11 protein-coding genes are annotated in these 13,253 nt (G+C 47.3%); all 11 read right to left on the bottom strand.

The features are described 5' to 3' along the window. Positions 1 to 36 precede the first annotated feature (36 nt). Positions 37 to 492: a hypothetical protein gene (locus BLCOC_RS05410; RefSeq protein ID WP_131918279.1), complete on the bottom strand. Its 456-nt coding sequence runs from the start codon at positions 490 to 492 to the stop codon at positions 37 to 39. A 145-nt stretch (positions 493 to 637) separates the two neighbouring features. Next, on the bottom strand, positions 638 to 850 hold the full coding sequence (locus BLCOC_RS05405) for a helix-turn-helix domain-containing protein (protein WP_131918277.1): 213 nt from the start codon (positions 848 to 850) through the stop codon (positions 638 to 640). Between the two features lie 168 nt (positions 851 to 1,018). Next, entirely contained in the window at positions 1,019 to 2,524 is a 1,506-nt protein-coding gene (locus tag BLCOC_RS05400) for an alpha-N-arabinofuranosidase (protein WP_115624643.1), read from the bottom strand. Positions 2,525 to 2,536: 12 nt separating this feature from the next. Beyond that, a complete protein-coding gene (locus BLCOC_RS05395; RefSeq protein WP_115624642.1) occupies positions 2,537 to 4,090 on the bottom strand; it encodes a glycoside hydrolase family 43 protein in 1,554 nt (517 codons plus the stop codon). A 43-nt stretch (positions 4,091 to 4,133) separates the two neighbouring features. Continuing rightward, the gene (locus BLCOC_RS05390) at positions 4,134 to 4,985 is read right to left on the bottom strand and encodes a carbohydrate ABC transporter permease (RefSeq protein ID WP_018595126.1); all 852 of its coding nucleotides are present in this window, start codon (positions 4,983 to 4,985) and stop codon (positions 4,134 to 4,136) included. A gap of 16 nt (positions 4,986 to 5,001) precedes the next feature. Continuing rightward, positions 5,002 to 5,919, bottom strand: coding sequence for a carbohydrate ABC transporter permease (locus tag BLCOC_RS05385; protein ID WP_242999038.1), 918 nt, complete (start codon positions 5,917 to 5,919; stop codon positions 5,002 to 5,004). 82 nt (positions 5,920 to 6,001) lie between these two features. Further along, the gene (locus BLCOC_RS05380) at positions 6,002 to 7,303 is read right to left on the bottom strand and encodes an ABC transporter substrate-binding protein (RefSeq protein ID WP_018595124.1); all 1,302 of its coding nucleotides are present in this window, start codon (positions 7,301 to 7,303) and stop codon (positions 6,002 to 6,004) included. Positions 7,304 to 7,370: 67 nt separating this feature from the next. Continuing rightward, the gene (locus BLCOC_RS05375) at positions 7,371 to 8,450 is read right to left on the bottom strand and encodes a LacI family DNA-binding transcriptional regulator (protein WP_115624640.1); all 1,080 of its coding nucleotides are present in this window, start codon (positions 8,448 to 8,450) and stop codon (positions 7,371 to 7,373) included. 294 nt (positions 8,451 to 8,744) lie between these two features. After that, entirely contained in the window at positions 8,745 to 9,698 is a 954-nt protein-coding gene (locus tag BLCOC_RS05370) for a calcium/sodium antiporter (RefSeq protein ID WP_115624639.1), read from the bottom strand. 195 nt (positions 9,699 to 9,893) lie between these two features. After that, the gene (locus BLCOC_RS05365; protein WP_207660201.1) at positions 9,894 to 12,119 is read right to left on the bottom strand and encodes a thiamine pyrophosphate-dependent enzyme; all 2,226 of its coding nucleotides are present in this window, start codon (positions 12,117 to 12,119) and stop codon (positions 9,894 to 9,896) included. Then, entirely contained in the window at positions 12,119 to 13,213 is a 1,095-nt protein-coding gene (locus BLCOC_RS05360; RefSeq protein ID WP_115624637.1) for a 2-oxoacid:acceptor oxidoreductase family protein, read from the bottom strand. The genes BLCOC_RS05365 and BLCOC_RS05360 overlap by 1 nt, the downstream gene beginning before the upstream one ends. Positions 13,214 to 13,253: the final 40 nt, after the last annotated feature.

Here is a 13,253-nt window from a genome sequence, read left to right as displayed (position 1 = left end):
GCTGATCGGTTTCTTCACATTCCGGATATTTTACCTCTAAACACAGGGCTTGGGAATCCATATGGTTTCCGTCCCCGGAATACCAATCTTTGACATAAAACCCGCTGTTTTTCGGAACTCATAGATCATGAGCGCCTCCAGTTCCTCAGAGAACCTGAGAAAATCTGTTTTTTCCAGAGCTTCTATAAAGACATCCATATAAGGACCGTAGACGGCGTTGACAGTATCCTGGCTACCGATCATGCCGTGAAATGCATTTGCCCAGAAAAACTGCTGCTGCAGCTCAGAATAAACGGACCGGATCGTCTGAAACGGGGCATATTTTACGATTATATCCATCATTTGAAAGGACAGGGTTTCACCGCGCTTTCTCTCCTTCTGGATCTTCAGTTTTCTACGGATAAGTTCAATGGCATGGGCATCAAGAGAGGAAAGTGTGAGCACACACGTCTCTCTGCAGGACAGCGCCGGGATCTGAAAGCTCTCCGTCATATCCACAAGTCTCCGGCGGAAAACAGGGTTGGTGAAATCGCTATTTTCCGTAGCCTTTTCAAGAGGAAGGACACGTGTTCCCACATATTTCGCGGACTTTACCGCCCCAACACAGCCAAGAAGACCAAGCACCCTCGGGCCGTACTTACCGAAACACCTCTCTGCTCTGCAAGCTCTTTCTGGGATGGAAGCAGGCTCCTTTTCCAGGGAATGCGCGGGTGGTATCCACAGATACGTGAAGACATGCACTGGCCTCCTCCATGGTGGGCAGTTTTTCACCGAAACCATAGACACCAAATTGTATTTTACTAAGCAGGACGTTATATACGATATTGCATAATTCTGTACTGTTTTTCAATAAATCTCTCCATTTTGATCCAAAATAAAATATATTGCAAATCCAGTATACCATTTTTTGTACCGGAATTCTACAGTCGTTTCCAGCCTTTGCCCCCACGTCTTTCTCTTTTCTCTTAACGCTAAAACAGCCGGGGACCAAAACTCCCCGGCTGTTTTCTATAAACTCTTATTCCTTTATTTCCAAATGTATGATACTGCACGCCGGAATGTGGAACTGAAGTCCCTTTTCTCCCACCTTCGCACTGTCAAAGGGGAGTGTCTTAACCTGATCCGGATTGTCAAATGTATTCCCATCCCTTATGTCTCCGGTCAATATTTCTCCCTCTGCTTCCTTTATCTGTCTTCCGCTTACTTCTGCCTCGATATCATACCCTTCATCAGCGGATAAGTTGGTGACCGTGATATGCAAAGTGCCGTTTTTGTCAACGGAAACGGACTGCGTTAAATTCGGCACCATGTACTGTTCCTGCAGGCCGATCTGTTTTGTCTCTATACTGCTCTCCACCAGAGTTGCGTCCTGATGGCATTTATACATATGAAAGACGTAATAGGTAGGTGTCTTGACCAGCTTATCCCCTTCTGTGAGCAATACGGATTGGAGCACATTGACTGTCTGGGCCAGATTTGCCATTTTCACCCGGTCACAATGCTGATTAAATATGTTGAGATTTATTCCTGCAACAAGGGCATCACGCATGGTACTCTGCTGATACAGAAATCCCGGATTGGTACCAGGCTCGCAGTCAAACCAGGTACCCCATTCGTCTATGATCATACCGATATTTTTATCCGGATCATACTCATCCATGATCGCCCCATGGCCTTGGATCAGCTCTTCCATGAACAGAGTTTTATTTAAAGTCCGATACCAGTCCTTTTCATCGAATTCAGTGGCGCTTCCTTTTACTTTCCAGTCATTGGGAACTGTATAATAATGTAAGGACAGTCCATCCATGAATCCATGCTGTTCCGGCTGGCTGTGGCGGAAGCAGGCAGCTAACACTTCTCTTGTCCAGTCGAAATCCTCAGCGTTTGGTCCGCAGCAGATTTTACTGATCTTCCTGTCATTTTTGTAGTCTCTGACATAGGTCTGATAACGGCGGTACTCATTGGCATAATATTCTGCAGTCATGTTTCCGCCGCAGCCCCAGTTTTCATTGCCTACGCCCCAATAATCAATATTCCATGACTCTTTTGATCCGTTTTCACCGCGAAGTTGTGACATGGGGGACATTCCCTCAAAGGTAATGTATTCCACCCAGTCTGACATTTCCTTTATCGTTCCGCTTCCCAGGTTTCCATTGACATAGGTTTTGCATCCCAACTGGCGGCAAAGCTCAAAGTATTCATGGGTACCGAAGCTGTTATCCTCAATAACCCCGCCCCAGTGTGTGTTGACTATCTTTTTCCGTTTCTCCTTTGGTCCGATCCCATCCATCCAATGATATTCATCGGCAAAACAGCCGCCCGGCCATCTCAGGACCGGCAGTCGGATCTCCTTCAGGGCATCCACCACATCTTTTCTCATTCCGTTTACATTCTCAATGGGGGAATCCTCCCCCACATAAATGCCGCCGTAAATACATCTGCCCAGATGCTCCGAAAAATGTCCGTAGATCTCTCTGTTTATCTTTCCTTTTATTTTGTCTGCATGAATCTGCATTTTATACATATCTCAGCCCTCTTATTCCCTATTTGTACAATTCAGCTCATCCAACACCTTCACTTGGAAATCCCGGAATTCCCCGCATCCGTTCTCCGCGAACATTCCGATATATGTACCTGTAAATGTCATGCATTTTGTACTCTCGGTGCAAAGTCCTACCACCAGTCCGGTGCCAAGCTCTGTAAAATGCTCTCCGTCTGTGCTGAAAGAAAATCTGTATAAGGTCTTGTCGGAAATGATCCGCAGAGTAACATTCTCTGCTGTGGGAATTTCCATACTTGCCGTAGTAGTAAAGATATCGTGTACATGTTTTGCCAGGCACACCTTCCATGTATCCAGCTCTCTTGTCAGATAAATCTCATAGTGATAAGAGTCATTATAATATGCTGTCAGGCCGGCACGCATGCCCTGCACCGGTTCTTTGACTCCCACGTTTACTGTGGATACCGTCTCAAAACCTTTCTGACGTACACCGATCCAGGTGGGGCTTGCCATCTCATTTATGGTGGTCTTAGTTCCTGTCAGGGTCATGGTTTTTCTTCCGGTATCCCGCACATAATTTTCCATGTGAGGATTTCTGAGGAAATTATAGTGGTGACTGAAGTCCTTTTGTGAAAAATCATCCGCGAAGTCACGGTTTACCAAAGCCGGTTTCTCACCCGGAAGAGGAGCGTCCATCTCCAGGGAGATCAGACCGTTCTCCCCTACCACCGGCCAGCCGTCCTCGGTCCAGATCACCGGTGCCAGGAAAGTCTCACGTCCCAGATTATGAAGCAGTACCCTGCTGCTCTTCTCCTGGCACGGGCGGACTGCAAGACAGACCATCCACCAGTTTCCGTTATGGTCCTCCATCATATCTGCATGTCCTGTACAGTAAATCTCCTCCCTCATGTCATCTCTATGGGTAAGTATGGGATTATGGGGACACGCTTCAAAAGGTCCGTAGGGATTGTCGGAACGCAGGATCGTTTCCATATGTCCGTATTCTGTACCGCCCTCAGCAAGCATGAGATAATATCTGCCAAACCATTTATACAGATGAGGGCCTTCCGCGTATCTGCCTCCGCATCCCCTGCTGATCACAATACTCTCTGTCAGGCGCTTCCCTGTAAAAGGATCGACCTGGCACTGAAAGATTCCTGTATTTCCCTCTTCATCGATACTGGTAGAGGTAAAATATACAGTTCCGTCATCGTCGAACAATAAGGACGGATCAATTCCTCCCTGGTCTACCCATGCCGGTTCTGACCATCCCTTTTCCAGATCAGTGGTATGTACAATAAAATTTCCTTTTCCTGATGTGTTGGTGGTAGTCATAAAAAATGTTCCGTTGTGATAACGAAGCGTCGGCGCGTAGATTCCGCCTGAGGGTTTGCAGCCATGAAGACTCAGCTGTGATTCTCTCTCAAGACAGTATCCTTTCAGCTCCCAGTTTACAAGATTCCTGCTGTGATAGACAGGTACACCCGGAAAGAACTCAAATGATGAATTGACGATATAGTAGTCTTCTCCCACACGGCAGATAGACGGGTCCGGATTATACCCGGAAATAACAGGATTTTTGTATTTCATAAAATTGTCCTCCATTTTGTCGTATTAATTGTCTGTATTTTTGTCAGCCTTTCAGCCCTGACATTTTGATACCCTGTATAAAATATTTCTGGCAGGTGGCAAATATCACCAGTACCGGGAGCAGGGAGACCAGGGCCATGGACATCATCTGCCCCACCTGGACATTTCCCTGGGAACCCTTGAAGAACTGCAGGCCAATAGCGATGGTAAACTTGTCATTGGAATTCAGATAGATCAAGGGATTAAAAAAATCGTTCCAGTTATAGACCAGAGCCATGACCAATACAGCCAGCATAACCGGCTTTACTGCGGGAAGGAGTATCCTGGTAAATACCTGCAGAGAATTTGCCCCGTCAATCTTTGCAGCCTCATCCAGCTCTTTTGGCAGAGTCCGGAAAAACTGGATAAACAGGAAAATATTAAATGCCCCGCCTCCAAGCCAGCTCGGTATGATCAGCGGCCATATGGTGTCCACCATGCCCAGCTTATAGTAGAGTAAATACTGGGGGATCAGCGTCACCTGTGTGGGCAGCATCATGGTTCCCAGCAGGACCATGAACAGCAGCTTGGAACACCGGGACTGAAACCTGGCAAAACCGTATGCAACCACTGAGGAGGAGAGCACAGTCCCGACTGTGGCCAGAAACGTGATGACTGCTGTGTTCTTGAAGTAGAGCTGGAAATTGGCTCCTTTCCATCCCTCCACAAAGTTTTCAACCGTGCCGTTCTCCGGAAACAGCGTAGGCGGCATTTTATAAATATCCGACATGGGTTTAAAAGATGTGGATATCATCCAGATAAACGGAAACAGACAGATGACAGCAGCAGCGATCAATACGAAATACGTCACGATCCTTGCCGCAAGCTTTGCCTTTTTTTGTGATCTCGTGTGCATAGTCTCTTCCTCCTCTTTAGTCATCGTAGAATACCCAGTATTTTGATGTTGATACTACCACAATGGTGATCAGCATGATAACCGCAAACATACTCCAGGCCATCATAGAAGCATAACCCATCTTTCCATACAGGAATCCATTGTTATACAGGTGCATTGCGGCTGTGTATGTACTGTTGAGCGGTCCGCCGTTTGTCAGGATAAGGGGCTGCTGGAACACCTGGAAGGCTGCGATGACTGTAACAATAAGATTAAAATATATGGTCGGCGTACATAACGGCAATGTGATATACAGAGTCTGACGGATGGAACCAGCGCCGTCGATCTCCGCACTCTCATAATAGGACCGTGGGATATCCTGGATCCCAGCCAGCATGATGATAATATTATTTCCAATGGTCCACAGTGACAAAATGACAATGGATATCATGGCCACATGTTTATCCCCCAGCCAGTTTGGTCCTTTTAAACCCACAAGGGACAGGATATAGTTGATGATCCCATAGTCCTTTTGGAAGATCCATCCCCATAAGATCGTCACGGCCACACCGGAGGTTATATATGGTATATAAAACGCAGTGCGGAAAAAACCAAGTCCTTTGATCTTCTTGCTGAGCAGCAGCGCAATAAAAAATGCCAGTATGATACTGCATGGAACAAACATCACAACATATTTTAACGTATTCAGGAATGCTTTTCTGAATAACGGGTCATCCGTAAATGCATATTTCCAATTCTCAAGTCCGACAAAATTCGCGATTCCTGAAAGATTCATATCTGTAAACATCAGATAAAATGAATACAGGATCGGATAAAGCGTAAGTACGAGAAATCCTATCAGCCAGGGTGCTGTGTACAGATAAAAATTCCTGGCCTCTCTTCTTTCCATAGTCGAATATTTCTTTTGCTTTCCTGGTTTATTCAAACTTTCCATGCCTCCCATTCATTCCTTTCCCAATACAGGCCGGGCAGTCTATCCCGGCCTGTATCACCAGCTCTGTCAGAAAGCTCTCTTTTTAATTACCGTTTGCTTCATTAAACGCTTTTTCCAAAGCGGGATAATACTCTTCCATTGCCTCATCTGCAGACTTGCCGTCAATGGTCACTGACTGCCAGATCTGAGTATACACATCACCTGCTGCTGAAAAAGCTCCGCCCCAGATATTGAGTTTTGCACCGGCTAAGCCGTCAAGAAACGCACTGTTCTTAATTGGTCCGTACTCTAAATCCTTATAGTAAGTCTCAGCAATGTTTTTACAGGAAGTCAGGCCGATCTTGCTTGTCTCTTTTGCCATATCCTCATTTTCATATGCTGCCTCTTTTAAGAATGTCCAGGCTGCGTCTTTATTTTTTGATGTTTTTAACATGGCATAACCGGTGGCATACATAAGATTATTTTTGCCGTTTTCCACTTTAGGCATAGGCACTGCGTCCCAGGCAAAATTATCACCTACTTCTTCTGCAATAAGTTTTGTCTCAAAACCGCCAAGGGTATACATAGCTGCGTGTCCGGATACAAAAAGCTGTTCTTTCGGAAGGCTCTTGGCAGCCGTGTCATCAGGCATAGCTTTGCTCTGTACCAGATCTCCGAAAAGGTTCAGGCCGTCTTTTACTGCCTGGCTGTTCACTTCACAAGTCTTTAAATCATCAGAATAAGCGCTTCCGCCCTTACAGATCACAGATAAGCCGGCATCGATCCAATGGTTTACCATGCCGTATGTGGCATCTGCTCCCTCTCCGCCTACAAACTTTTTGGCTGCCTCAGCCAGATCATCCCAGGTCCAGTCAGCAGTAGGATACTCCACACCAAACTGGTCGAACATATCCTTGTTGTAAGCCAGTACAAATACATTTTCCAGAAGAGGCATTGCCTCCAGCTTTCCGTCCGGGCGATAGTACGGCTCGATCATGCCCTCTGTAACAACAGAATTTAAATCCACCCCTTCTTTTTCCACATACGGGTTCAGGTCCTCATAATATTCTGTATATAAGCCATAGTAATCCGGGGACATTTGAATAACGTCCGGTCCTGTACCGGCGGACAGGGCTGCTGTCATTTTCTGGTCCCATACATGGTCGGCTGTGGGAATCACAGAATGCTCAATCTCGATCTCCGGATGTGCTTTCTGGAATGCCTCCACCATAGTCTCTCTTGATTTTTTCTCTTCATCTGCTCCCCATGACCAGATGACCAGTTTTTCTTTTTCCTTTCCGTCTGCTGTCTTGTTTCCTGTCTCTTTAGAATTTCCTCCGCAGGCCATAAGACTTGCTGACATCATACCTATCAGTGTAACTGCCATCAATTTTCTGAATTTCATTTTTTTCCTCCTTGTATTTGGCTTGATTAAAATTTATGTATATAACAAAGCAGCGCGCTATGCCTTGCTATACGTTCCTGTTTTTTACAGTCTCCCCCTCCAAAATATCAAAGGGCGAATAATTCATATATTTATATTTATTCCCTTCCAGCATGTCAATTAAGACGTCTACGCATTCAGCGCCCTGCCGTTCCGGATAAATTGCTATTGTGGTAAGCTTTGGTTCATATCTCTCCCTGGTAAACAGGCCGTCTATTCCCATGATGGAAACATCCTCCGGAACTTTTATTCCCAGCTTTTTGAACTCCTCCAACATGCCAAAAGCCATATCGTCGTTAAAGCATAGGATGGCTGTGGACTTATTCGCTGAGTCCTTGTATAGCCTTGCGGCCCTTCTGCCCAGATTGAAGAGGTCCAGATAAATAAACCCTTCCGCTTCACAGCTGAAATCCTGTTTGCTGTCATTCTTGGGCGATTCTGTTCTCTGCAGATCCCCCTGGATATCCAATATGTATTTTTTGTATTCTTTGCCAATCTCCTGCGCCATTCTCTCTTTCCAATACTTGTACCTGAGATTCGCGTACCCCTCATTAAAAGGCAGAGCCATACCGATTTTATGGTGTCCATTTTTCATAAGGTAATCTATCGCTGTATTGACCACCTTCCTGTTGTCTATGATGACTGCAGGCATGGGTTTTGCATATACCGCGGACGGATCAAAGCAAGCTGTGACTGTGGGAAGGTAATAATTTTTCCCAATGCTCTCCGAATAGGCCTGAGCCACTGTCTCTGTGGGAAAGAGGATGCCGTCCGCCAGCGTTGTCTTCACCATTTCAAAATCCCGTTCATTCATGATAGCCAGCACATGGTAACCTTTTTCTTCGGCTTTTCTGGCCATACCATGAAACATCTGATTATAATAAACACCTGTTAAATCTCCGCAGAAGAACAAAAGCTGACGGGTCTTCTTTTGCTGCAGTGCCATTGCTACGGGATTGGGCATGTACCCTTCCCGGTTGGCAATTTCGATGATTTTCTTCTTTTTTTCTTTATCCACATATCCACTGTTATTAAGTGCTCTCGAGACCACAGATACGGAAACGCCGGCCTCCAGGGCAATATCTTTTCTGGTAATATTTTTTTCCATGATTTACTCTCTTCATTCTTGTGTAATATGCACTATTTGTATAGTGACTATACTATATTAAAACATTATAGTTTTCAATACGCAGAAATATGGTCACGTGTCCACATCGTCATATTGTCTCAAAACATCTATATAATTCTGAAAAACTGAAAATTCGAGAAAAATATGACCTGAAACAACAGAAGCCGGCGTCTGCCTGACAACATCACAGCAGACCACCGGCCCTAAAAAATGCAGCAGCATGGCCTGCCTTGACCATGCTGCTGCAAACACAATGTGACAATCTCTCATCTATCACCGCATTATAATATAAGCTGTATATCCTCCATAGAGTGCTAAGAGCAGTACCGCTTCTCCTCTGCTGATCTTCTCTCCCTTTTTCGCCAGGACAAAGAGAATGATGCTCATCACAAGCAGCATAGCCCCGTCATAGATGGACTCCCTGCTGATCGTCATGGGTGAAATGGCGGCGGACGCTCCAATGATCAGTAGGATATTGAATATATTTGACCCTATAACATTGCCCATAGCCAGGTCATTCTCCCCTTTTGTGGAAGCCACCACAGAGGTGACAAGCTCCGGCAGGGAAGTACCCACTGCCACAATGGTCAGTCCGATCAGGGTCTGGCTCATGCCAAAGGCAGCCGCAATGTCACTTGCGCTGTCTACCACCAGTTCCCCGCCTATGATTATCATGGCAATACCCAGGACCGCATATACAATACTCCTGACAGGAGAAAGCTTCCTGCCGATATTCTCCTCCTCCGGCCTTACGGTGCGGGTCTTCAGTGCTGATCTTATCTGCATATACAGAAATCCCGCGAACAGCAGAAGCAGGATCAGCCCTTCCAGACGCCCGATCTGCAGTACACCCTTCCCTCCTCCGATGGAGAACATACAAAATAAGAGCAAGAGTCCTGTGACCAGAATAGAAAAAGGCATCTCCTTTTTCAGCAGTCCTCCCTGTATTTTCATGGGCAGGACCACGCCGCACACACCGATCACTGCCAGACTGTTGAACAGATTGGAACCGATGACATTGCTGATGGCAATATCGTTATTGCCTGACAGGGAGGCCATGATACTCACTGAGGCCTCCGGCGCACTGGTGCCGAAGGCCACAATGGTCAGGCCGATGATAATGGATGGAACCCGCAGGGTCTTGGCAATAGAAGAACATCCGTCCACAAAGAGATCCGCTCCCTTTACCAGAAAGACAAATCCCAGCAGAAGCCAGAGATACATCATATTATTTTCCTCTTTTCTCATGTTGTAAAATTGCGGCTGCGGTTCACAAAACTGTAATTTTGCAGGGACTGTGAACGGCCGCAAATTCTGTCAAAATTTTCCGTCAATATCTATAATATGATGGATATACCATACAGTCAAGATAAAGTGTGTGCTTGAAATCCATTCCTGATAACGACAGATTACAAACACCCGTTAAAGAAGGGGATGTTCCGCCCTGGCTTTCAGCCGCTCCCAGCGTCTGTCCACTTCCGCCTGTATCTCTTTCGCTGTCTGCCTGTAGGACTCCTCTGTCAAATGACGTGTCCTTCCCATCATCTTCAGCCAGTCTGTGACCGGAATCTTTTTCTCCCGTTTCTCCGGGTCATAACTCAGTGTGGTGATCCCATTCTCTATCTCATAGAGAGGAAAATAGCAGCAGTTCACCGCCGCCTCAATGACTCTTCTCTCTGTGTTGGGCTTATCTCCCCAGTTTAGGGGGCAGGCAGAGAGTGTCTTCACATATGCCGTTCCGAAACGCTGGGCATACACCTTTGCCTTCGCGGCTTTTTTAATAAAATCCGCGGGATTGGACTCCGCCACAGTTGCCACGTAGGGCAGATTTGTGGCTGCCATGATCATCGGCATATCCTTGTGGAAAAAGGTCTTGCCGTACTGCTCTTTTCCTATATGGGAGGTGGAGCTTTTGGCCCCTTTGGGGGTGGAATAGGAGAGCTGGTATCCTGTATTCATATATCCCCCGTTGTCATACTCGAAAATGATGAGATGGTCATTCCTGAGAGCTGTTCCGAGAGCAGACCCCATGCCGATGTCCATGCCGCCGTCTCCGCTGACCATCACAAAAGTGATGGCCTCATCCGGCAGTTCTCCCCGTCTTCTACGCTGCTGAAACGCCTCCACAACACCGGCCAAAGTTGCGGCACCGTTCTGGAACAGATTGTGGATATATGGTACACGAAAGGCTGTCTTCGGATAAGAGGTGGTGACCACCATGCCGCATCCTGTCTGGAACAGCAGAACTACGTTTCCCTCTATTCCTTTTAACAGCAGATTCACATTGACTGGAATGCCGCATCCCGGGCAGGCACCGTGTCCGGGAGCCAGTCTTTTTGGCATGACTGTGCTCTCATTTACCCTTCCTCCGGATACTTTCACACGGCCATTTTCATCTGCCTCACCGGAAATATATCCGGGGCTTGCCTCCTCCCGGCTGATAGGTGCAAAATACTGCTTCTCCTCCAGTTCCTCATCCCCCGGATAGATACCCAGATAGTCAAATCCGGCAGCCTGTCCGTCCAGACACTGCCTGAACAGCTCCAGTGCATCCTGCACATAAAAATCTCTTCCTCCAAGCCCGTAAATGCGGCTTATGACCCTTGCCTTACTGTTGTGGTCCTTAAGGGCAGCTTTCAGTTCCAGGGTCATATTTCCTCCGCCCGCACCGTAGCTGTCCTGCCTGTCAGCAGCTAGTATGGTCACCGCACTTTTACAGAGGTCGTAAAGCTCTTCGGCGGGAAAGGGTCTCAGGGTATGAAGTGTGACCACACCCGCCTTGATGCCTTCCTCCCGCATCCGGTCGGCTGCTGTTTTGGCTGTATGGTAGGAAGAACCCAGCAGAAACAAGATCACCTCCGCGTCCTCATTCTTGTACCCCTCAACAAGAGGATATTTCCTCCCGGATAGGGTTTCATACTCTTTCAGCACCCGGGGGATCACTGTGCGTGCCTGTTCCATGGCCAGGTGAAGCTGATATTTATTATTGAGCGTATCTGGTTCATTCATATAGGAGCCGATGGATACCGGATGTTCCAGATCCAGCACAGAATATCTGGCATCATACTCTCCTATAAATTCTCCCACCGTACAGTCATCCTCAAACACATAGCATTTTTTCTTCTGATGGCTGGTAAAAAAGCCGTCAAAGGCCACGATCACCGGCAGTCTCACCATCTCCGCGATCTTGATGGCGCAAAGGTTCATATCATAGACCGCCTGGGGTGTATCTGCAAACAGGATCACCCATCCGGTATTCAGTGTATACATAATGTCACTGTGGTCGCCTTTGATGGACAGAGGCCCTGACACAGTCCTGCACGCCACATTGAGCACCATGGGGAATCTGGTCCCCGACTGTACTGGAAGCTGTTCTAAGGCGTACAGAAGACCATTGGCGCTTGTGGCATTGAACACCCTGGCACCTGCCGCCGACGCGCCGTAACAGATTCCCGCCGCGCTGTGCTCTCCTTCCGCGGCAATGAGGGAAATATCATGCTCCCCCTCCGCTTTCATCAGATCAAGAAACTCCGCAATCTGTGTGGAAGGAGTGATGGGGTAATATCCCATCACATGATAATTGATCTGTTTTGCCGCAAAAGCTGCCAGTTCATTTCCGCTTTCAAACAATACCTTTTGTCTCTCCATCAAACCAGCCCTCCGTCAATTCTCCGTTCTTCCAGGTAGGAATCACTGGTCACCCAGGAATTCGCCCCTGCATCCTCAAATTCCAGATGGTCTGTGATCAGATCCTTATTTCTCACAAACCAATTCGGGTCAGGATGCTCTCTCTCCACCCCCTGCACCAGGGCATTCACAGGACAGACATCCACACAGCGCAGACATCCCTTGCAGTGATGGTAGTCAAGCCCTTTATTTACCATTGCCTCTCTGCCTTTATACTCTCCCTTTTCAAACTGGAATACCATATCAGGACATGTGGAATCACACAGGCCGCAGTTGATACATCTGTCCTGGATAAAAAGAGGAATATATCCCTCTCTTGACGCTGAAAGGTCATTGGAGACCGTACTTCCGTAACGGGTATTGACGCCTCCCTCCGGGGCATTTTTGTACCCCCACCGGCTCTGCACCTCCTTATAATGGACCATTTCATATTTCCCATCAGGAGTAAAATGTTCCTCCTTAGCCGCCTCGAATCCACGTTTCACGCCCTCCAGATTCCGTTCCAGAAGTGCGGGATACTTTCTGCCCAGTGTATCCCTTACCAGATCATACGCCAGCTCCAAAGGGATAAACCCCGCAGCCTTTACCACTGCCCCCAGCATGACCATGTTCACACGGCTTTTGCTCTCCATAGCAATCTTCAGGGCATCCACCGCGTAGATGCTGCCTCCGTAAAGTCTCAACCTTTCCCGCAGCCTGCCAGGAGAGTCCGGAGAGTTTATCACAATCTTCGTCTCCTCCGTAACGCCCGCCGTAACCGGCAGCTTACCGGAAAGGGCTTCATGGAAGAGTCCCAGGATGTGAGGCTTTTCCACCGGACTGCTGATACGGATTTCTCTGTCCGGTACGCACCAGCGGATAAATGCTTTTACCGGTGAACCTCGTTTCTCAGAACCATAGCTGGAAAAACTGGATGCGTTAAGCCCCATGTAAGACGCCCCCAGTTCACCTAAAAGCTTTCCGCACAGATTTGCCCCCAATCCGCCTATACTCTCCAGACGAATCTCATAACATCCCTCTTCATTGGCAGTGGGCAGATTTATTTTTTTATCCATCTGTGATCACTCCTTCCTCTCATTTACCACTTATTATCTA

It is taken from the genome of Blautia coccoides, assembly GCF_034355335.1.
Classification (GTDB): Bacteria; Bacillota; Clostridia; order Lachnospirales; family Lachnospiraceae; genus Blautia; species Blautia producta.
The sequence above is the reverse complement of the archived record's forward strand: the minus strand, read 5'-3'. Positions and strand labels throughout refer to the sequence as shown.